The organism is Agrobacterium sp. SORGH_AS_0440 (assembly GCF_031453135.1).
In the GTDB taxonomy this organism is placed as follows: domain Bacteria; phylum Pseudomonadota; class Alphaproteobacteria; order Rhizobiales; family Rhizobiaceae; genus Agrobacterium; species Agrobacterium pusense.
On the sequence record NZ_JAVIYR010000001.1, the window covers coordinates 1645272 to 1665708 of the forward strand.

General features: G+C 60.1%; 17 protein-coding genes and 1 pseudogene. 12 read left to right on the forward strand and 6 right to left on the reverse strand.

Going from position 1 to position 20437, the window contains the following annotated elements:
- Positions 1-406: 406 nt before the first annotated feature.
- From QE453_RS07500 to QE453_RS07520, 5 genes are all read left to right on the forward strand, one after another.
- Entirely contained in the window at positions 407-1933 is a 1527-nt protein-coding gene (locus tag QE453_RS07500; protein ID WP_309776634.1) for an ABC transporter substrate-binding protein, read from the forward strand.
- A 106-nt stretch (positions 1934-2039) separates the two neighbouring features.
- On the forward strand, positions 2040-2981 hold the full coding sequence (locus QE453_RS07505; RefSeq protein ID WP_006698531.1) for an ABC transporter permease: 942 nt from the start codon (positions 2040-2042) through the stop codon (positions 2979-2981).
- The gene (locus tag QE453_RS07510) at positions 2981-3856 is read left to right on the forward strand and encodes an ABC transporter permease (RefSeq protein ID WP_004438752.1); all 876 of its coding nucleotides are present in this window, start codon (positions 2981-2983) and stop codon (positions 3854-3856) included. Before QE453_RS07505 ends, QE453_RS07510 begins: the two co-directional genes overlap by 1 nt.
- Before the next feature lies 1 nt (position 3857).
- A complete protein-coding gene (locus QE453_RS07515; RefSeq protein WP_309776635.1) occupies positions 3858-5081 on the forward strand; it encodes an amidohydrolase/deacetylase family metallohydrolase in 1224 nt (407 codons plus the stop codon).
- A gap of 82 nt (positions 5082-5163) precedes the next feature.
- Positions 5164-5658: a RidA family protein gene (locus tag QE453_RS07520; protein ID WP_004438756.1), complete on the forward strand. Its 495-nt coding sequence runs from the start codon at positions 5164-5166 to the stop codon at positions 5656-5658.
- Positions 5659-5664: 6 nt separating this feature from the next.
- Here QE453_RS07520 and QE453_RS07525 read toward each other — a convergent pair whose 3' ends face one another.
- Positions 5665-6501: an IclR family transcriptional regulator gene (locus QE453_RS07525; protein ID WP_072493551.1), complete on the reverse strand. Its 837-nt coding sequence runs from the start codon at positions 6499-6501 to the stop codon at positions 5665-5667.
- 88 nt (positions 6502-6589) lie between these two features.
- Here QE453_RS07525 and QE453_RS07530 point away from each other — a divergent pair, with 88 nt between their 5' ends.
- Both QE453_RS07530 and QE453_RS07535 read left to right on the forward strand, forming a co-directional pair.
- Complete coding sequence (locus QE453_RS07530; RefSeq protein ID WP_309776636.1) at positions 6590-7786, forward strand: aminotransferase class V-fold PLP-dependent enzyme; 1197 nt, start codon at positions 6590-6592, stop codon at positions 7784-7786.
- A 211-nt stretch (positions 7787-7997) separates the two neighbouring features.
- On the forward strand, positions 7998-9833 hold the full coding sequence (locus QE453_RS07535) for an ABC transporter ATP-binding protein (protein ID WP_309776637.1): 1836 nt from the start codon (positions 7998-8000) through the stop codon (positions 9831-9833).
- A gap of 4 nt (positions 9834-9837) precedes the next feature.
- On the opposite strand, the gene QE453_RS07540 is transcribed toward QE453_RS07535, so the two are convergent.
- A complete protein-coding gene (locus tag QE453_RS07540) occupies positions 9838-10467 on the reverse strand; it encodes a glutathione S-transferase N-terminal domain-containing protein (RefSeq protein WP_309776638.1) in 630 nt (209 codons plus the stop codon).
- A 1-nt stretch (position 10468) separates the two neighbouring features.
- Positions 10469-10835 (reverse strand): annotated as a pseudogene (locus QE453_RS07545) (ArsR/SmtB family transcription factor).
- Positions 10836-11048: 213 nt separating this feature from the next.
- Here QE453_RS07545 and QE453_RS07550 point away from each other — a divergent pair.
- From QE453_RS07550 to QE453_RS07565, 4 genes are read left to right on the forward strand one after another with little or no spacing between them, the layout of a single operon-like run.
- Positions 11049-11915 carry an ABC transporter substrate-binding protein gene (locus tag QE453_RS07550; RefSeq protein ID WP_309776639.1) on the forward strand — a complete coding sequence of 289 codons (867 nt, stop codon included), beginning with the start codon at positions 11049-11051 and terminating at the stop codon, positions 11913-11915.
- Positions 11912-13039: an LLM class flavin-dependent oxidoreductase gene (locus QE453_RS07555; RefSeq protein ID WP_309776640.1), complete on the forward strand. Its 1128-nt coding sequence runs from the start codon at positions 11912-11914 to the stop codon at positions 13037-13039. Before QE453_RS07550 ends, QE453_RS07555 begins: the two co-directional genes overlap by 4 nt.
- A 29-nt stretch (positions 13040-13068) precedes the next feature.
- On the forward strand, positions 13069-14901 hold the full coding sequence (locus tag QE453_RS07560; RefSeq protein ID WP_309776641.1) for a TRAP transporter large permease subunit: 1833 nt from the start codon (positions 13069-13071) through the stop codon (positions 14899-14901).
- 15 nt (positions 14902-14916) lie between these two features.
- Positions 14917-15915: a TRAP transporter substrate-binding protein gene (locus QE453_RS07565; RefSeq protein ID WP_309776642.1), complete on the forward strand. Its 999-nt coding sequence runs from the start codon at positions 14917-14919 to the stop codon at positions 15913-15915.
- A 54-nt stretch (positions 15916-15969) separates the two neighbouring features.
- Here the strand turns inward: QE453_RS07565 and QE453_RS07570 are convergent, their stop codons facing one another.
- Positions 15970-17481, reverse strand: a complete 1512-nt coding sequence (locus QE453_RS07570; RefSeq protein ID WP_309776643.1) for an aldehyde dehydrogenase (NADP(+)) — start codon at positions 17479-17481, stop codon at positions 15970-15972.
- Positions 17482-17723: 242 nt separating this feature from the next.
- Between QE453_RS07570 and QE453_RS07575 the strand changes: the two genes are divergently transcribed.
- The gene (locus QE453_RS07575; protein ID WP_034498180.1) at positions 17724-18077 is read left to right on the forward strand and encodes an antibiotic resistance protein VanZ; all 354 of its coding nucleotides are present in this window, start codon (positions 17724-17726) and stop codon (positions 18075-18077) included.
- Positions 18078-18103: 26 nt separating this feature from the next.
- Here the strand turns inward: QE453_RS07575 and uxuA are convergent, their stop codons facing one another.
- Positions 18104-19312, reverse strand: a complete 1209-nt coding sequence (gene uxuA / locus QE453_RS07580; RefSeq protein ID WP_045534489.1) for a mannonate dehydratase — start codon at positions 19310-19312, stop codon at positions 18104-18106.
- Complete coding sequence (locus QE453_RS07585; RefSeq protein WP_309776644.1) at positions 19309-20376, reverse strand: L-idonate 5-dehydrogenase; 1068 nt, start codon at positions 20374-20376, stop codon at positions 19309-19311. Before QE453_RS07585 ends, uxuA begins: the two co-directional genes overlap by 4 nt.
- Between the last annotated feature and the right edge of the window lie 61 nt (positions 20377-20437).

The window sequence follows — 20437 nt, forward strand, 5'->3', positions numbered from 1 at the left end:
GTAATGAAAATTTGTAATCCGACCTGGAAATAAGCCGGCAGTATCGAATATCAATCTTGTCTTCACCCGCAAAAGCGCGGCTGCGAAGACGAAACAATGCGAAAATAATATGGACGCAGGGTTATGTCTGTCGGAAGCCTGTCCTGCTCCGTCTCTTGAATAGCATCTTGTTCGCAGATGCGAAATATCCCGCTTCCTAATTTCCTGACATCTGCGCCGACCCGGCGTCTGGCTGTGGCTCCCGAAAGCGCGCCGGGCGGGCGGTGCGTGCCAAAATGCGTCGCCTTCGGTCTGGTAATCATTCCTCCTCGCTTCAAGGTTATTGACAAGGCGTCGCAGCAAGATATTCTGTTATAAAGATGCATATAACATAATAATGGAACACAGAAGAGCTGGGAGCTTGACCATGAGACGTAAAATTGCATTTCTCGCCACCGCCGCGTTGTTGCTTGCACCGGGTGTGATGATGGCCCAGGAAAAGGGCGGCGTGATCAATGTTGCCACCATCGGCGAGCCGCCGACATTGGACCCGATGGCGTCTACCGCCGATCTCGTCGGCATCGTCACACAGCATATTTTCGAAACGCTCTATACTTTCGACAAGGGCTGGAAGGTGACGCCGCTGCTGGCGGAAAGCCTGCCCGAGATCAGCGCAGATGGCAAAACCTACACGATCAAGCTCAGACAGGGCATCAAGTTCCACGACGGCAGCGACATGACGTCTGAAGATGTCGTCGCCTCGCTCGGACGCTGGATGAAGATCGCCTCGCGCGGAAAGCAGGCCGCCGGCTTTATCGAGAATATCTCCGCACCCGACGCCGGTACGGTGGCGATCACCCTCAAGCAGCCCTATGCCCCGCTCACCTCGCTGCTCGCGTTCAACAATTCCGCGGCGATCATCCTGCGGGCCGAAAAGCAGGCGGAGCCGATGGCCGAATTCATCGGCACCGGCCCCTATATGCTGAAGGAACGCAAGGCCGACCAGTATATCCAGCTCGTGCGCTTCGATGGCTACAAGTCCCGCGGCGGCGAAAGCGACGGTTACGGAGGTGCGCGCCATCAATATCTCGATGAAATCCGCTTCGTTCCGGTGCCTGATCCGAACACCCGCGTCGAAGCCGCCGTTTCGGGCCAATACGACTATGTCGATTCCATTCCTGTGGAATCCTTCGAGAAGGTGAAGTCGTCCTCCGCCTCGCAGCCGTTGATGCTGAAGCCCTTCGGCTATCCGGTCTTCGTCTTCAACACCAAGGAGGGACCGTCCTCAAAGCTTGAGGTTCGCAAGGCGGTGACGGAAGCGCTGAACATGGAAGACATGCTCGCGGCGGCTTTCGGCAGCACGGATTTCTACGCGCTCGACGGTGCTTATTATCCCGACAACTTCTCCTGGCATTCAGAAGAAGGTGTCGAGGGCAACTATAATGTCGGCAATCCGGAAGCCGCCGCCGAAAAGCTGAAGGCGGCCGGTTACAATGGTGAGCCGCTGCGCATCCTTACCAGCCGCCAGTATGAGTTCCATTACAAGATGGCGCAGGTCGCTGCAGAATATCTGAAACTGGCCGGTTTCAAGGTGGATATGCAGGTGGTGGACTGGGCGACGCTGACACAGCGCCGCGCTGACCCGAAGCTCTGGGATATTTATATCAGCCACAGCCCGTTCCTGCCGGAACCGGCGCTGATGGGCGCGCTTTCCACGAGCTCGCCGGGCTGGTGGGATACGCCGGCACGCAAGGCTGCGGTTGATGCCTTCACTGCCGAAGTCGATCCGGATAAACGCATCGCTCTCTGGGCCGACGTGCAGAAGACGATCTATGCCGAGCTGCCGCTTCTCAAGATCGGTGACTTCAATGCCGTGGCGGCGAAGTCCAACAAGCTGGAAGGCGTCGATCCTGCTCCGTGGCCGTATTTCTGGAATGCCTCGGTCACAAAATAAGGCCAGGACGGCAATCGGGTGCCGGGCTGCCGGCACCCTTCAGCAGCTTCGCTTCAACTATCGCGCATAAGTGGTCCGCCACTTTTGCGATCGGGAGCCCTTATTCGTGATACGGTATATCTTCCAGAGACTTGCAGGAATGATCGTGGTGATGTTCCTCGTCGTCACCATCGTTTTCGTCATCCTGCGCGTCACGCCCGGAGACCCGGCCGCCGTGATGCTGGGGCCGGATGCCTCGGCACAGGACATTGCGGAACTGCGCACCCGCCTCGGCCTCGATCAGTCGCTTGGGGTGCAATATGTCTACTATATCGGCCAATTGCTGAAGGGCGATCTCGGCCAGTCGATCTTTCTCAATATGCCTGTCGGATCAGCCCTGCTGGATCGGGCCGAACCGACCTTTTTCCTGACAATCTTTTCATTGCTGATCGCCAGCGTCATCGCTCTCCCGATCGGCATCTATGCCGCTTACCGGCGCGGCTCGTTCGTGGACCAGGCCGCAACGACGGTCGCGATGCTGGCGGCGAGCATTCCGAGCTTCTGGCTCGGCCTCATCCTCATGCAGGTCTTCGCCGTCAGGCTCGATATGTTCCCCGTATCGGGTTACGGCGGGCCGGGGTCGAGTTTCGTCGAGCGCATGTATCATCTGACGTTGCCGGCCATCGCGCTCGGCCTCGTGTCCTCCGCCCTCATTCTGCGCTTCACCCGCGCCTCTATGCTGGATGTCCTCGGTGACGACTATGTCCGCACTGCGCGTGCCAAGGGCGTCAAGGAGCGTCGGGTGGTGATGAAACATGCGCTGAAGAATGCGCTTATACCCATCCTCACCGTGCTTGGCCTCACCGCCGCCGTGCTGATTTCGGGTGCGGTGGTAACGGAGACGGTCTTTGGCTTGCCGGGGGTCGGAAATCTCGTCGTCTCGGCGGTGCTCCGGCGTGATTATCCGGTCATCCAGGGCGCGCTTCTCGTTATCGCCGGTCTCTACGTGCTCATCAATTTTGCAATCGACATGCTCTACCTGCTGGTCGATCCAAGGGTTCGCTACTGATGGCCGATATCGTTTCCACCGTTCCCCCGGCACGAAATCCGACTGTCCTGTTCATTCGGCGTCTCCTGAAGCGCAAGACAGTCGCCGCCGGCCTGCTCGTGCTGCTTGTCTTCGTGCTGCTTGCGGTTTTCGCGCCGATGATAGCGCCGTACTCGCCCTCAAAACTGTCGATCGTGAACCGCCTGAAGCCGCCGAGCGAACTCTATTGGTTCGGCACCGATGAGTTTGGTCGCGACGTCTTTTCCCGTACCATATACGCCGGAAGACTGTCGCTTCTGGTCGGGGCCGCCGTGGTGGCGCTTTCGGCGCTGATTGGCATCACGCTCGGCCTGCTTGCCGGTTTCTTCCAGAAACTGGATACGCCGATCGCGCGGCTGATCGATGCGATGATGGCGTTTCCTGATATTCTGCTGGCGATTGCGCTGGTGGCGGCTCTCGGCCCGTCGCTGACGACTGTCATCATCGCGCTCGCCGTCGTTTATTCGCCGCGCCTTGCCCGCATCGTGCGCGCCTCGACGCTGGTAATTCGTGAGTTGCCCTATGTGGAGGCGGCAAAGGCGCTCGGCATTTCCACTTTCCACATCATGACGCGGCATGTCCTGCGCAATCTCGTCTCGCCGATCCTCGTGCAATGCACCTTTCTTTTTGCCAGCGCCATGCTGGCGGAGGCCGGCCTGTCGTTTCTGGGACTTGGTGTCAGCCCCGAAATTCCAACGTGGGGAACCATGATTTCCGCCGGCCGCCAATATATCGGACAGGCCGACTGGATGACCTATTTCCCCGGCTTTGCCATCATTCTTTCCGTACTGTCGCTGCAAATGGTTGGCGATGGACTGCGGGACATGCTCGACCCAAGACTGCGAAGGGATTTGTAATATGACATCAGGTGAACAGGCAAAAACGCCTCTTCAAGCTCCCATTCTTCTCACCAATGTCAAACCTGTCGGTTTCGGAAAAGGTGCGTCTGAGGCTTCAACCGATATTCTGATCGGCGGCGACGGCAAGATTGCCGCGGTAGGCTCTGCCCTGCAGGTGCCTGCGGATGCGCAGCGTATCGACGCCAAGGGTGCCTTCATCTCGCCCGGCTGGGTCGATCTGCACGTGCATGTCTGGCACGGCGGCACCGACATCTCCATCCGCCCCTCCGAATGCGGGGCCGAGCGCGGCGTAACCACACTGGTGGATGCCGGTTCGGCGGGCGAGGCGAATTTCCACGGTTTCAGGGAATATATCATCGAACCCTCAAGGGAGCGCATCAAGGCCTTCCTCAACCTCGGCTCCATCGGTCTCGTTGCCTGCAACCGGGTGCCTGAACTGCGCGACATCAAGGATATCGATCTCGACCGTATCCTCGAATGTTACGCGGAAAACAGCGAGCATATAGTCGGCCTGAAGGTGCGGGCGAGCCATGTCATCACCGGCTCCTGGGGTGTGACGCCGGTCAAGCTCGGCAAGAAGATCGCCAAGATCCTGAAAGTCCCGATGATGGTACATGTGGGGGAGCCACCGGCCCTTTACGACGAGGTTCTGGAAATTCTCGGCCCTGGCGATGTCGTGACCCACTGCTTCAACGGCAAGTCGGGCTCCAGCATCATGGAAGACGAGGACCTGTTCAACCTTGCCGAACGCTGCGCGGGCGAAGGCATCCGGCTGGATATCGGCCATGGCGGCGCATCCTTCTCCTTCAAGGTTGCGGAAGCCGCGATTGAACGCGGGTTGCTTCCGTTCTCCATCTCTACGGATTTGCATGGCCATTCGATGAATTTCCCGGTCTGGGATCTGGCGACCACCATGTCGAAGCTGCTCTCCGTCAACATGCCCTTCGAAAACGTGATTGAAGCCGTGACCCGTAACCCCGCCTCCATCATCCGCCTCGATATGGAAAACCGTCTCGAGGTCGGTCAGCGCGCCGATTTCACTGTTTTTGATCTTGTCGATGCCGATCTGGAAGCGACCGATTCCAACGGCGACGTGTCGCGCCTGAAGCGCCTGTTCGAGCCGCGTTACGCGGTTATCGGCGCGGAAGCCATCGCGGCCAGCCGTTACATTCCAAGGGCGCGCAAGCTGGTGCGCCACAGCCATGGTTATTCCTGGCGCTGACCCCGACTGATAGGGCGGAGGTCCTTCCTCCGCCGTTCGCAGCCATTACGGGAAACCGCTCCCGGCATTATGAGGAATTCGCGTGAAACAGTCTTCGCTCGACGCAGAAGGGCACGTCTCGCCCTATGACCGGCTCGCCGCGCTCGGCATCTCCCTGCCGCCGCCGCCGCCGCCGATTGCCAATTTCGTCACGCATGTGGTGGAAGGCAACATGCTTTATCTTTCGGGCCAGGGGCCGCGGGAAGAAAATGGCCACCTCTATGCCGGCAAGGTGGGCGCGGAAATCGGTCTGGAAGAGGCCTATAACCATGCGCGTCTCACCGGCATCAACCTGCTTGCCGTCATGCACGAGGCGCTGGGCGACCTATCGCGGGTGAAGAAGGTGGTGAAGCTGCTGGGCATGGTCAATGCCGTCAGCGATTTCCGCGATCACCCGAGCGTCATCAACGGCTGTTCAGATCTCTTCATCGATGTGTTCGGCGATGCGGGACAACATGCCCGCTCCGCCGTGGGCTTCGGCTCACTGCCGGGCAATATAACTGTCGAAATCGAAGCCATCGTCGCGCTCAAGGGTTGAGGCCGTTTAATGGTTGCGCCAGCCCATCAGCTTTTCGATCCGTTCCGCCGAGACCCTGACCTGCTCGGTGTAGTGGTTCTCGTCCGCCAGCACCTTCTGCTCGGGCAGCACGATGGAAATCGTCGCAACGCATTCGCCCCTGTTGTCGCAAATCGGCGAAGCGATGCACGCCACGGCGTAATCGGACTCGGCGACCTGGATAGACAGCCTGTCATGGAAGGCCGCCGCCGCAGATTGGGACAGCGTTTCCGGGTTGATTTCGGCGCGTCCGGTCGGCGAGGAACGGGCGCAGCGACGGAAAAGTTCGAGACGTTCCGCTTCCGGCAGATGCCCGACGAGCAGACGTCCAGACGCCGTCCAGTTCAAGGGAACGCGGGTGCCGACACGGGACGCGACCTGAAAATGGCTCGGTCCATCCGCCATGGCCAATACCAGCATATGGTCGCCATCGCGGCCGCAAAGCTGCACCGTCTCGCCCGCATGGCGGCAGAGATCGTGCATTTCGTGGGTGGCGACACCCATGAAATCGAGCGAGCGGGCATAGGCAAGACCGTAGTGGTAAAGCCGCGCGCCGAGCCAGATATTGCCGTCGGCATTGCGCGCCAGCATGTTCTTTTCGATGAGATCATCGATGATCACATAGACGGTGGACAGCGGGGCCTTGATCGCCTTGGCGATGGCGTAAGCGCCGGCGGGGGATCCGGTTTCGTAAAGATAATCAATAACCTGAAGGGCGCGGTCGATGCCGCTGACGCGAGAGCGCTTGGCCACCTTCGCGTCCGGGTTTTCCGCCGTATCAGGAAGGGCGGATAAAGGCGTTTCGTCCAGCTTATGGGCGTCCAATTTTGGCTCCTCATCAATTTTGGGAAGCTATTACATTATTATGGCATATATGTCGATGCCCATCGCATCGCAAAGACAGGAGAAAGACATGACCGAGGATATCAGAAGCAGGATCGGCCTTCGCCCGGTCATCAACGTCTCGGGCACCATGACCTCGCTCGGCGCTTCCATCGTCGTTCCGGAAGCGGTCGAAGCCATGGCGGCCATCCTGCCGCAATTTGTCGAGATCAACGATCTGCAGCGCAAGGCAAGTGCAGTGATTGCGAGGCTGACGGGGGGCGAGGCCGGTTTTATCACGGCGTCCTGCTCCTCTGGCATCAGCCTTGCTGTCGCAGGCGCGATCACCGGCAATAATCTTCTCGCCATCGAAAAGCTGCCCGATGTTACGCCTGAGAAGAACGAGGTTCTGGTGCAGATGGGGCATGTGGTGAGTTATGGCGCACCGGTGGATCAGGCCATCCGCCTCGGCGGCGGCAAGGTGGTGCTGATCGGGCAGGCAACATCGACCCACCGTTTCCATATGGAAAACGCCATCACCGAAAAGACGGCTGCCGCTGTCTATGTCGTCTCGCATCATGTGGTGGATTACGGTCTGCTACATCTTTCCGAATTCGTCGAGATCGCCCATGCCAAGGGTGTCCCTGTCATTGTCGATGCCGCTTCCGAATACGACCTGAAGCTGTTTTTGGCCACGGGTGCGGATGTCGTGCTCTATTCCGGCCACAAGTTCCTCGGCGGCCCCACCTCGGGCATCGTCGCGGGTAAGAAGGAACTGGTGCGTCATGCTTTCCTTCAGAATATGGGCATCGGCCGCGGCATGAAAGTCGGCAAGGAAAGTATCTATGGTGTCATGGCGGCGCTTGAGGCCTGGGAAAAGCGGGACCATGCCGGAATTCGCGAACGGGAAACCGGTTATCTCAACCTCTGGAAAAGGACGCTGGATGGACGGCCGGGCGTGACGGCGTTGATCGAGCCCGACCCGACCAACAACCCGCTCGACCGGCTGCGCGTTATCATCAATGCCGAAGAAGCGCATATTACGGCATGGGACCTGACAACGGCGCTGGCCAAGGGTAATCCGCCGATCATCACCCGCGATCACGAGGTGGAACATCGCTATTTCTATCTCGACCCCTGCAACCTGCATCCTGGCCAGGAGACTATCGTTGCGTCCCGTCTGGCGGAGGAACTGGACAAGGCGCGCGCCTCCAACGAGGTAATTGCGACACCGTTCGAAGACCGCAGCCGCCACCGTTTCGACGGCATGCTGCGCTGGCCGGACTAATAACGACTGCATATCGGACGAGCGGGTGCCGCGAGTTTCTTCTCCCCGCCGGGGAGAAGGTCGCGGCAGCGGAAGGGGGGGCAGGGGTGCGATCTATCGTGAACGTCGCCCCCTCATCCGACCCTTCGGGCCACCTTCTCCCCGACGGGGAGAAGACACAGGCCGTGACGCCGTGCCTGAATTCAAACGAGAAGAAAAGAAGGGAACGATCATGACCATGCCGCAGGCAGTACCGCTTGGTGCAAAAGATGCCGTGCTTTCCGTCCGCAACCTCACCACGTCCTTTCACGTGGATGGCGGCTGGAAACCGGTGGTGCGTGATATTTCCTTTGATGTCGGGTCAGGCGAGACGGTTGCGATCGTTGGCGAAAGCGGTTCGGGCAAAAGCGTGACATCGCTTTCCATCATGCGGCTGCTGGACCGCGAAAGCAGCAGGGTGCAGGGTGAAATCCTGCTCGGAGGTCGCAACCTGCTCTCGCTTTCCGAAGACGCCATGCGGCGGGTGCGGGGCAATGAGGTGGCCATGATCTTTCAGGAGCCGATGACCAGCCTCAATCCGCTCTTCACCATCGGCGACCAGATTTCCGAGGCTCTTCTGTGCCACCAGCCCATGTCGAAAGCGGAAGCGCGGGCGGAGACGATCCGCCTGCTCGAAAAAGTCCGCATACCCTCCGCCGCCTCGCGTTTCGATGAATATCCACATCGGTTTTCCGGCGGCATGCGCCAGCGCGTGATGATCGCAATGGCGCTTGCCTCCAAACCGAAGCTGCTGATCGCGGATGAGCCGACGACGGCGCTTGACGTCACCATTCAGGGCCAGATTCTCGATCTCATCAAGACACTTCAGGAAGAGGAAGGTACCTCCGTCCTGTTCATCACCCATGACATGGGCGTGGTGGCTGAGATCGCCGATCGTACGGTCGTCATGTATCGCGGCGAGCAGGTGGAAGTCGGCGCGACCGCGGATATTTTCCATCGCGGTAAACATCCCTACACGCGTGCACTGTTGTCCGCGGTTCCGGTTCTCGGTTCCATGACGGGTGAGGAAAGGCCGCTGCGGTTTCCCATTGTCAACACCACCACGGGAGAAACGCAGGAACCGGCGCGTCCGGCCGATACCGTCAATGCCGCAGCCCAGCCGGTGCTGAAAGTTGAGGGGCTGACCAAGCGCTTCGATATCCACTCCGGTCTCTTGGGGCGGCTCAGCGGCCGCGTGCATGCGGTGGAAAACGTGTCCTTCGATCTGAGGGCCGGGGAGACGTTGTCACTGGTGGGCGAAAGCGGCTGCGGCAAGTCGACCACCGGTCGCGCCATCATGCGGCTCATCGAGCCGGATGCCGGTTCCGTGGTGGTGAACGGCGAGAATATTCTAGCCCTCGACAAGTCAGGCATGCGAGAGATGCGCAAGACGGTGCAGATGATCTTTCAGGATCCCTTTGCCTCACTCAATCCGCGCATGACGGTGGGCGCGGCGATCGCCGAACCTTTTCTGGAACACCGTATGGGCAGCGCCCGCGAGGCGAAGGATGTGGTGGCCGACATGCTCAACAAGGTCGGCCTCTCGCCGGATATGGCGGCGCGTTACCCGCACGAGTTTTCCGGCGGTCAGCGGCAGCGCATCTGCATCGCCCGCGCGCTGGCACTCCAGCCCAAGGTGATCGTCGCTGATGAGAGCGTTTCGGCGCTGGATGTCTCGATCAAGGCGCAGGTCATCAACCTGATGCTGGACTTGCAGCAGAGCCTCGATCTCGCCTTTCTCTTCATCAGCCATGACATGGCGGTGGTGGAGCGGGTCAGCCACCGGGTGGCGGTGATGTATCTCGGCGAGATCGTCGAAATCGGCCCGCGTGCGGCTGTCTTCGACAACCCGCAGCATGACTATACCCGCAAGCTGATGGCGGCGGTGCCGGTGCCGGACCCGGACCGCAGAAACACGCGTCGCGGTGCCGCCAATGACGAGTTGAAAAGTCCTATCCGCTCAGTCGATTATTCCGTGAAGCCGCGGGAATATCACGAAGTCTCACCCGGCCATCTTGTCGCCAGCTGAGCGATCAAAGCCCCGGAACGTCAGATGTTACAAATGGTACGCGATAACCGCGCTGGAAGGTTTCGCGCTGTCCAAGCTGGCGATACCAGCGGTTTACTGCGGGAAAATCAGCGAGATCGATTTTATGACGGGCGAAACGCGAAACCCATGGCCAGATGGCAATATCGGCTATTGAAAAATCGCCGGCGACGAACCCGCGCTTTGCCAAGCGGTCGTTCAGCGTCCGATAGAGGCGTTCGGTATCCGAGGCGAAACGGGTTTCGGCAAAGGGTGCCTTTCCTGTATTGTACGTCAGGAAATAATGGGCGTAACCGAGTGTCGGGCCGAAGTTGGCGGCCTGCCACATCAGCCACTCGGTGACTGTCAGCCGTGCCGCGGCAGAGACAGGCATGAGCCGTCCGGCTTTTTCCGCGAGATAGATCAGGATTGCGTTGGACTCTGTTAAAACGGTGCCATTGTCTTGATCGACGATTGCAGGGATTTTGGAGCCAGGGTTGATGCGACTGTACTCGGCCGAGAACTGTTCGCCTTTTTCGATATCTATGGCATGGCTGACATAGGGTAGGCCAAGTTCTTCCAGCGCAATCGAGATTTTGAGGCCGTTCGGCGTGATCCAGGTGTAAAGGTCGATCATGTTAGTCGAACATTGCCTCATCCAGCGGCAAGGCGCGCCTGCCTTTCTTGCCGGTCACATCGGAAAGATCAGCATAGAGGCCGCGTAATGTCAGAACCAACTGGACAATACGCGGATCGGTAACACGATAGATCACCGCCTTGCCCTCCCGCGAGCCTTCGATGACCCCCGCATCGCGCAGTTCGGCCAGCTGCTGTGAAAGCGTCGGCTGCTGGATGCCGAGTTCATATTCAAGCGCGGAAACGGAGGCTTCCGTTTCCATGAGGTAACAGACGACTGGCCAGACGGTTGGCATTGGCCACAAGCTTCAGGAGCTCGCTTGCTTCAACGACGCTGCGGCAGATGAGATTGGAAACCGGTTTGGTCACGACTGAAGAGGCCCACTTTTCAAACTATAAAAAAGTAAATTGTGCGGCGATAAATTTCAATGGTTTGATGAATCTCATCCCGGATCAATCAGGCATTTTTAAAAATCTACAGGATTAGTAGATTTCTCTTTCGCTTTCCGCCCGGGGATCGCCAAAACGTTTCTCGAAAACACTCTATAAAAAAGTAGATTGATTGTGAAATGAGGTGTCGACATGAAAATCGGGGTCCATCCCAACAATCTGCATTTGCGGCTCGCCCGGCTCTGGCCCGGATCTTTTAAGGCATTCGAGCCTGAATTCGTGCCCTATAGAGAAGGGCGCGATACCGCGGCGCTTCTGGAAAAGGGTGAAATACATTTTGGCGGCACCGGGTCGACACCGCCCATCGAGGCGGATGCGCGCGGGCTTTCGGCGGTCTATATTGCCGCCTCCGCACCGCGGCCGGCCAATGGCGCGATCCTCGTGCGGCGCGACAGCCCGATCCGTTCCGCCGCCGATCTCTTGGGAAAACGCATATCCCTTATTGACGGATCGTTTCATACCTATCTTCTGGCGCGCAGCCTGGAAGGAGCGGGGCTTGGCCTCTCGGATGTCAACCGGATAGAAAGCGGCGACAGTGACAGCCTGAGGGACCTCGTGGAAGGTCGCGTCGATGCCTGGGTGACGATGTCGCCGCGGCTGGAAAAGGCTCTGACCCATGAAGAAATCAGTCTTTTGGTTCGCTGCGGCTCCACCATTCCCAACCGTTCGCTGTTTTGGACGTTGGATCGTCACGTTCTTGCGCCTGAAACGAGGCAGGCGATTGCGGCTGAACTGAACCGCATCGGCCGCGCTGTCATGGCTGATGTAGAGCGGGCGGCTGCGCTGCTCGCCGCCGAACCTGGCAGCGAAGGCGACGCTTCGTCCTGGGCAAGGGTATTGCGCTCTCGCAATCTTTCAGTCGTGCCCGCCACTCAAAATATTCTTGCCGAACAGCAGGAGGAGGCCGATACGCTTTACAGGCACGGCCATTTTTCCTTACCGGTTCACACCGGACAGAGCATGGTTCAGCAGGCAGCCAGCGCGGGAGGCGACAGATGAATGTTTTCTGGTACATGTGCGCCCCCGACGGCGCCTATCCCTGGCAGCCGGAAGGCTCCCGCAGGGTCGATCTCGGTTATTACAAGCAACTGGCGCTCGCTTACGACCAGCTCGGTTATACCGGGGCGCTGTTTGCCACCGGCGCGCATGACGTCTGGGTTCTGGCGGGTGCGCTTCTTTCCTATACCGAGCGGCTGAAGCTGCTGGTCGCCATTCATCCGGGCCTGATCGCGCCAACGCTGCTTGGCAAGATGGCGGCAACGCTTCAGGAGTTTTCGCGCGGGCGCCTGCTTATCAATGTCGTCTCGGGCGATGCGAAGATGCTCGGCGCCTACGGCATGACCATGCCGCATGACGAGCGTTACGAGATGGCGGATGAATATCTGCAAATCTGGCACCGGCTTTTCGCCGGCGAGACGGTGGATTTCAACGGGCATTATTTCCAGACGCAGGGCGCAAAACTCGCTCTGCCGGTGGGGCAGGGCATTGAGCCGCCGCCGCTGTGGTTTGGCGGCTCTTCGGACAAGGCCATCGACGTTGCGGCCAAACATGTCGAGACCTATCTCTCGTGGGGCGAAACGCCTGATCAGATTGGCGCGAAGGTCGATCTCGTCAAGGCGCGGGCGGAAAAGCTCGGTCGAGAACTGGAATACGGTATTCGCCTTTATGTTATCGTGCGCGATACGGATGAAGAGGCCTGGGCTGCCGCCGCCGATCTCTACCGGCGCATGGATGAGGCAGCGATTGCCGCCAACCAGCGTTTCGTCGGCAAGACCGATTCCGTCGGCCAGCAGCGCATGACGGCGATGCATGGCGGCCAGAAGCCGGAGAACCTGCGCGATCTTGAAATAGCGCCAAATCTCTGGGCCGGCATCGGTCTCGTTCGTCCAGGTCCGGGAACAGCTATCGTCGGCTCGCCCGATACTGTCATCCGCACGCTGCAGGCCTATAAGAAGGCGGGCGTGAACACCTTTATCCTTTCCGGCATGCCATTGCTGGAAGAAGCCTTCCGTTTCGGGGAAAAGGTGCTTCCGCGTCTTGACGTATCGCGTGAGGTTTCGGCGGCAAAACAATTCACGTGGTCGACATTGTTCGACCGTGACCTCTCGGCCAAGGCCTCATGAGCATGGCTTCGGGAGTGGAGAAGACAGACATGATGGCAAGTCCCGCAACGACATCGGCACAAGGCCGCATCGGCACGCAGCGTGTGGCAGGGGGGCTGCTGGCCATTCTGGACAAGGTACTCGGCGCGGTCGCGGCAGCAATCCTTGCCACGCTGCTCGTGGTGGTTCTGGTCAATGTCACTCTGCGTTATCTGTTTCACACCGGCTTCATCGGCGCGGAAGATCTGGGCATCTGGCTTAATGTCGCGATGATCGCTGTCGGCGCGCCTCTCAGTCTCAAAAGCGCGCTTGCGATGCGGCTTGATGTTTTTGTGCGCTTCCTGCCCGAACGTTTCCATGCTGGCACGGAAGTCCTGGCCGATGCTTTCTCGTTCGTTGCCGCGCTCATACTGGCCTTCGGCGGGGTAGAAATTGCGGCAATGCTGGGCGGGACGTCCCCGACGCTTGGCCTGCCGGAATGGGTGCGTTTCGGATTTCTTGGTGCGGGTGGCGCACTGATCTTTGTTTATCTCGCGCTTCAGCGCGTCAGTGAAGGCAAGGCGTTTGCTGTTCTGCTCTCCGTCGTCATTGCTGTTGTTTCCTATGTGGGCCTGCCGGAAATTTTCGTCGATACAACCCTGCCGCCGAGCCTGTTTCTGGCGCTGACGGCAGCCGTGGGGCTGGTTTTGGCCGCGCCGCTTGCCCATGCCTTCCTCGCCGCCGCCTATGTGGCGATTGCCTTCGGCAGTACTTTGCCGGAGCCGGCCATCGTTTCCTCCACGGTCACAGGCATGTCGAAATTCCTGCTGCTCGCCATCCCCTTCTTCCTGCTGGCGGGAAGTCTGCTGACGGAATCGGGCGTCGCAAACCAGCTCGTCCGTTTTGCCGCCTCCATGGTCGGCCACCGACGGGCGGGGCTGGCCCAGACGACGCTTCTGACCAGCGTGCTGTTTTCGGGCGCCTCCGGTTCTTCAGTCGCCAATGCTGCCTTCGGCGCCTCCACCTTCCAGCCGGAACTCGTCAAGCATGGTTATCCACCCGCGCAGGCGGGTGCGATCATCGCCGCCACTTCCGTGCTGGACAACGTCATTCCGCCCTCCATCGCATTTCTCATCCTCGCAACGGCCACCAACCTTTCGGTCGGGTCGCTGCTGGTCGGCGGATTCTTTGCGGGCGGGTTGATGGCGGTCTGCCTGGCGGTGGCTATCCATTTCAGCGTGCGCAGCGTTGATACCTTGCCTCGCGCGACGGGCTCTGAGCGGTGGCGCTCGGCCGTGGCTGCGATACCTGCTTTCGGTCTTGGCGTCATCGTGGTGGTCGGCATCCGCATTGGCGTCGTCACGACCACGGAAGCCGCAGCGCTTGCAGCGCTTTACACGCTGTTTCTCGGCTTCGGATACCGGCTGGGCGCGGGCCGCATTTTTACAACCTTCCGCCAATCGGCGGGTGAAGCAGCTGCGATCGGCCTTCTGATCGGCACGGCTGGCCCCTTCGCCTTTCTCCTGGCGGTCGATAATGTCTCCGGTCTTGTCACCGACTTCGTGACATTGCTCGGTGGCAGCAAGATCGCGGTGCTTCTGCTGTCCAACCTCATTCTGCTCGTGGTCGGTCTTGTGCTTGATATCGGCGCTGCCATCCTGCTGTTCGGGCCGATCCTTCTGCCTGCTGCCGTGGCAGCCGGTATCGATCCCATCCATTTCGGTGTCATCCTCGTGGTCAATCTCATGATCCACGGCCTGACACCGCCGCTCGGCATGCTGATCTTTGTGGTGAGCGGCGTCACCCGCATTCCGGCGACAGCCCTTTTCCGGGCCGTCGTTCCCTATCTCCTCTCCCTTTTCGTTTCCCTCGCCATTCTGTGCGTCTGGGCCATTTTCTTCTAATCCGGGGCTTTATTCATGACTATTATCGACCGTCGTCATCTCCTCAAACTCTCCGCTCTCGGCGCGGCAACGCTCGCCGCACCGGCCTTCGTGCGCACGGCTAGTGCCAGAACCCGCAGCCTCACCGTTGCGTCGCTTTTCGCTGACGACAAGCCGGAGACGAAAATCTGGGTGAAGATCAGTGAGCTGGTGGAAGCGAAGCTGCCCGGTCGCTTCCGGTTCAATATCGTAAAGAGCGGTGCGCTGGGCGGCGAAAAGGAAGTGGCGGAGAATATTCGGCTGGGATCGGTTCAGGCCAGTCTTTCAACCGTTTCCTCGCTTTCAGGCTGGGTGCCGGAATTGCAGATCCTCGATCTGCCCTTCCTGTTCCGTGATGGGGAGCACGTGCGCAAGGTGGTAACCGGCGAGACTGGCAACGAGTTGAAGACGAAGCTCGCCGCCCAGCAATTCATCGCTGCCGATTTCATCAATTACGGCGCGCGCCATCTGCTGACCAAGGAACCGGTAACACGCCCCGAGCAGCTGGAAGGCAAGAAGATCCGCGTCATCCAGAGCCCGCTGCACACCAAGCTGTGGAGCGCCTTCGGCACCACGCCGGTCGGTATTCCGATCACCGAGACCTATAATGCGCTGGCCACAGGCGTGGCCGATGCCATGGATCTTACCAAGTCCGCCTATGCCGGCTTCAAGCTATACGAGGTCGTGCCTTATCTGACGGAAACCGGCCACATCTGGGCTTCAGGCGTCGTTTATTATGGCGCGACCTTCTGGAACCAGCTGGATGACGAAGAAAAGAAGGTGCTGTCGGAGGCTTCCAGCGAAGGCGCGAAGTACTTCAACCAGCTGATCGTTGAAGATGAAACGAAGTCCGTTGGGCTTGCGCTTTCCAAGGGTGGCAAGGTGCTGCAGCCGGAAGCGCTGGATGAATGGCGCAAGGGCGCTCAGGGCGTCTGGCAGGATTTCGCCGGCATTGTTGGGGGTATCGAGAAGATACAGGCCGTGCAGTCTGCCTGAGACGACGGGTCAGACGAAGAACAGGGGAGGCGTGTGAGCGCCTCCCCTTTTTTATTAGCGAATATCTTCCGGCAGAACGTCCGAGGGAATGTTCTGATAGGAAACCGGGCGCATGAAGCGGCGGATCGACATGGTGCCGACAGAGGTTGCGCCGAAGTTCGTGGAGGCCGGGTAGGGGCCACCGTGAACCATGGCTTCGGAAACTTCGACGCCGGTCGGGAAACCGTTGGCGAGAACGCGGCCGGCCTTGCGTTCCAGGATCGGCAGCAGCTTGCGGGCGAGTTCGGCGTCGCCTGCATCGAGATGCATTGTCGCCGTCAGCTGGCCTTCGAAGCTCTTGGCAACCTCAAGCATTTCTTCGGTGCTATCAACAGTCACGATCAGGCCAAGGGGTCCGAAGACTTCTTCAGCAAGCGCATGGTTGGCAACCCAGTCCTTGCCTGCGACCCGATAGAGATACGGCGTTGCATTGCGCAGGTTGCAGGTGGTGGTCAGCACGTCGCGCACGCCGTTGCCGGCAGCGATACGATCACGGCCATCACGATAGGCGGCGGCGATGCCGTCGGTCAGCATGACCTGAGGGCCGACTTCCGACAGGGCCGCACGTGCGGTTTCAGCAACCGCATCCGCCTGCTCGGAGAGAATGACGGCAATGCCCGGGTTGGTGCAGAACTGGCCCGCACCCATGGTGAGCGAACCGGCCCAGCCCTTGGCAATGGCTTCGCCGCGGTTGGCAACGGCTTCCGGCAGCAGGAACATCGGGTTGACCGAACCCAGTTCGCCGAAGAAGGGGATCGGCTCGGGGCGCTGGGCGCAGAGATCGAACAGTGCGCGGCCGCCGGCGAGCGAACCGGTGAAACCGACCGCCTTGATGCGCGGATGCTGCACGAGCGCGGAACCGACATCGCGGCGGCCGCCTTGGATCAGCGAGAAGACGCCGGGATGCAGATTGTGCTTCTTGACGGCGGCAAGAACCGCTTCGGCAACGATTTCACCGGTGCCGGGATGGGCGGAGTGACCCTTGACGACAACAGGGCAACCGGCAGCCAGAGCCGCAGCGGTGTCACCACCGGCCGTGGAGAAGGCGAGCGGGAAGTTCGACGCGCCGAAAACGGCGACAGGGCCGATCGGACGCTGCATCAGGCGGATATCCGGGCGCGGCAGCGGCTGGCGATCCGGCAGCGCTTCGTCGTGGCGACGATCGAGATAGTCGCCCTTGCGGATATGCGAGGCAAACAGGCGGAGCTGACCGACGGTGCGGCCGCGTTCGCCTTGCAAACGTCCTGCGGGCAGGCCGGTTTCGGAGGAACCGATTTCGGTGATGGCGTCGGCGCGGGCTTCGATCTCATCGGCAATGGTGTCGAGGAATGCGGCGCGCTCTTCGCGGGTGGTGTAACCGTAGCTCCAGAAGGCTTCTTCAGCTGCCTCACAGGCGGCATTCACCAGATCGACGGTGCCGACCGAAAAATCGAAAGCTTCGCCATGTGCAGGCTCGCTGCGGAATTTTGCTTCCGTTGCGACCCATTCTCCTGCAACCAGATGTTTGCCGTGCGGCTTGAAACTCATTGTGCTCTTCCCTGAAAACTGATCCTGTGTGGAAAACCCACCCGACACCGTAACGTGCACCGAAAGGCGACAGCGCAAGCGCCATCAGCCGCGATCCTCGCCCGGTTGCCTTCTGCCTTAGCCCGTGTAGGGCCTGAGCGAAAGCCGGTTTTTCAACTATCTGACCAAAAAGTGTGATTAATTGGGCGAAGCGTGAAAAAGACCTGCTTCCGTTTACGCACACGACGCTCTAATGTGACGCCATGATGACAAACAGATTTCCGAAATATGTTGCCTGGTCGCTTCTTCTGCTGATTGTAATCGTGACTGTCAGCCCCATTGGGCTGAGGCCCCACACATTGACGACGGTTGGCATCGACCGCGCAGGTGCCTTCGCCCTCTGTTCGACCGCCTTCGTGCTCGCCTATCCGCGTTACTGGCTTGCCATCATCGTCGCGGGCATTGTTGCGGCTTTTGGCATCGAGGCGCTGCAATTCCTGTCGCCGACACGCCATCCGCATCTGACCGACGCAGCCGTGAAGGCCGTTGGGGCTGTTGCCGGCGGATTGGCCGCCTATTCCTACCTCATGTTTCGGGCGAAGATGGCCGCAGGCTGACACATCCCCTGCGGTCAGATTTCCGATTAGCCATTCCCATTCGCGAGACCGAAGTGGCTGTGTGATAGCGTACGCTCGATGCCGCGCAGCTCAGCCAACCCCTTCAATCGCCCAATGGCGGGGTAACCGGGCTGGGCGCCGCGCGTGAGGTCGTCGAGAATTTCCTGCCCGTGATCCGGCCGCATCGGAATGGTGTGGTCTTCACGGCCCTCCGCTCGCCGGCGGGCTTCTTCGGTGAGGAGGGCGGCAATGACGGCGACCATGTCGGTTCCGCCTTCCAGATGTTCGTCCTCGAAGAAGGAGCAGGGCACGGTGTCCGTGTCGCGCGTCACGTTGCGCAGATGCACGAAATGGATTCGATCTGCAAAACGGCTGGCGATAAAGGGCAGGTCGTTATCCGCGCGCGCACCGAGAGAGCCGGTGCAGAGCGTGACGCCGTTGGCGCGGCTGTCGACCTGCGACAGCATATGGGCGTAATCCGTCTCCGTTGAGAGAATACGCGGCAGGCCGAGAAGCGGCCAGGGCGGATCATCGCCATGGGCGCAGATGTTGATGCCGACGTCTTCGGCAACCGGCGTCACCTCGGAGAGAAAGTCGATCAGGTTCTGCTGCAGCCTTTCTCGATTAACGCCATGGTAGGAACGCAGCTTTTCGATGAGTTCCGGCAGGGTATAACCATCCGCCGAGCCGGGCAGGCCAGCGCCGATATTGCGCGATAGCGCGACGATTTTTGTGTCGGGCATCTCGGTGAACCGCTTTGCCGCATCCTCCAGCAACCAGCCAGGATAATCCCGTGTCGCGTCCGGGCGCTTGAGAATGTGAATATCAAAGGCAGCGAAATCCGTAAGGTCGAAGCGCATCGCTTTCGCGCCGTGTTTCGTTTCCCAGCGCAGGTCGGTGCGGGTCCAGTCCAGCACGGGCATGAAGTTGTAACAGACGGTGCGGATGCCTGATACCGAGAGGCGGCGCAGCGTTTCCTGCCAGTTGGCGATATGGGTTTTCCAGTCGCCCGTCTGGGTCTTGATGTCCTCGGAGACTGGCACGCTTTCCACCACGTCCCAATAAAGCCCGCCGGCCTTGATGGCCTCATGCCGCCTGGTTATTTCGTCCACCGGCCAGACATCGCCGGTGGCGATGTGGTGCAACGCGCTGACAATGCCTTCCGCACCCGCCTGAGCCGCATCCTGAACCGTGACCTTGTCGACCGGGCCGAACCAGCGCCATGTATGTCTCATCTTTCGTCCTCAAAAATTCCGTCTGCGGAAAAAGTCAGTTGCACCTTGCAGGCGGCCGAGCGGTCTCCGGCCTGCTCGAATGCGGCCTTCGCCTCATCGAGCGGGAAGCTGTGGGAAATGATCGGCCGCACATCGATCTTGCGCGTTGAGATCAGCCCGGCGGCGATGGCGAATTCATCATGAAAGCGCTGCGAACCGCGCCAGAGGATTTCTTTGCTCACCAGCGCATTGAGCGGAATGGTGATGTCACCGGTTACGCCCACCTGTACGATGGTACCGCGCGGGCGCACGCAGGCAAAGGCGGTGCGGAGCGCGGGGGCTGCCGCGGAGCAATCGAAAATGACGTCGAAATAACCCTTGTCATCCTGGTAGGGCAAAAGCGCCTCGGCGTCCTTTGCGACATTGATCGTGCGGTCCGCACCCATGGCTGGTGCGCGTTCCAGCGCCGCATCGGTCAGATCGGTTGCAACGATAATACTTGCGCCCGCATGGCGGGCGGCGGCGATGGTCAAGAGTCCGATTGGGCCGGCTCCCGTCACCAGCACCTTAGCGCCGGCGAGATCGCCAGCCTGGGCGACGGCATGCAGACAGACTGCAAGCGGCTCGGTGCAGGCCGCTTCAGCAGCCGAGGTTTGGGCTGGAAATGGCGCGCATTGTTTGGCCGGAACCACCAGCCGGTCGCGGAACATGCCCTGTTCGTGCGGCAGGCGCATGGCGCTGCCCATGAAGCGCATGTCGAGGCAATGGATCGGCTGGCCCTTCAGGCAGAACTGGCAATGGCCGCAGGGTTGCGAGGGATTGACGGCGACGAGCTGGCCGACGGCGAGCCCGCTGACGCCTTCCCCCAGCGCCCGCACATTGCCCGATGCCTCGTGGCCGGAGATGATCGGCTCGCGCACCCTGACCGGGCCAAAACCGCCATCCTGATAATAGTGAAGATCGGAGCCGCAGATGCCACCCGCTGCCATGGCGAGCAGCACCTCGCCGGGGCCCGGCTCAGCGAGATCCTCTGTTTCGACGCGAATGTCCTTCTCGCCGTATAGACGTGCCACGCGTGTCTGCATGACCATGCCCTCATGTCTTGATATGGAATGATAACCCCGCGCGGCGAACCGCGCGGGCAGG

What these genes read in the sequence shown, in the direction of transcription:
- QE453_RS07510 (WP_004438752.1), top strand. Translation starts at nt 2,981, where the DNA reads ATGGCCGATATCGTTTCCACCGTTCCCCCGGCACGAAATCCGACTGTC.
- QE453_RS07585 (WP_309776644.1), bottom strand. Translation starts at nt 20,376, where the DNA reads ATGCAGACACGCGTGGCACGTCTATACGGCGAGAAGGACATTCGCGTC.
- QE453_RS07555 (WP_309776640.1), top strand. Translation starts at nt 11,912, where the DNA reads ATGAATGTTTTCTGGTACATGTGCGCCCCCGACGGCGCCTATCCCTGG.
- QE453_RS07575 (WP_034498180.1), top strand. Translation starts at nt 17,724, where the DNA reads ATGATGACAAACAGATTTCCGAAATATGTTGCCTGGTCGCTTCTTCTG.
- QE453_RS07540 (WP_309776638.1), bottom strand. Translation starts at nt 10,467, where the DNA reads ATGATCGACCTTTACACCTGGATCACGCCGAACGGCCTCAAAATCTCG.
- QE453_RS07515 (WP_309776635.1), top strand. Translation starts at nt 3,858, where the DNA reads ATGACATCAGGTGAACAGGCAAAAACGCCTCTTCAAGCTCCCATTCTT.
- QE453_RS07560 (WP_309776641.1), top strand. Translation starts at nt 13,069, where the DNA reads ATGATGGCAAGTCCCGCAACGACATCGGCACAAGGCCGCATCGGCACG.
- QE453_RS07530 (WP_309776636.1), top strand. Translation starts at nt 6,590, where the DNA reads ATGACCGAGGATATCAGAAGCAGGATCGGCCTTCGCCCGGTCATCAAC.
- QE453_RS07570 (WP_309776643.1), bottom strand. Translation starts at nt 17,481, where the DNA reads ATGAGTTTCAAGCCGCACGGCAAACATCTGGTTGCAGGAGAATGGGTC.
- QE453_RS07535 (WP_309776637.1), top strand. Translation starts at nt 7,998, where the DNA reads ATGACCATGCCGCAGGCAGTACCGCTTGGTGCAAAAGATGCCGTGCTT.
- QE453_RS07565 (WP_309776642.1), top strand. Translation starts at nt 14,917, where the DNA reads ATGACTATTATCGACCGTCGTCATCTCCTCAAACTCTCCGCTCTCGGC.
- QE453_RS07550 (WP_309776639.1), top strand. Translation starts at nt 11,049, where the DNA reads ATGAAAATCGGGGTCCATCCCAACAATCTGCATTTGCGGCTCGCCCGG.
- uxuA (WP_045534489.1), bottom strand. Translation starts at nt 19,312, where the DNA reads ATGAGACATACATGGCGCTGGTTCGGCCCGGTCGACAAGGTCACGGTT.
- QE453_RS07500 (WP_309776634.1), top strand. Translation starts at nt 407, where the DNA reads ATGAGACGTAAAATTGCATTTCTCGCCACCGCCGCGTTGTTGCTTGCA.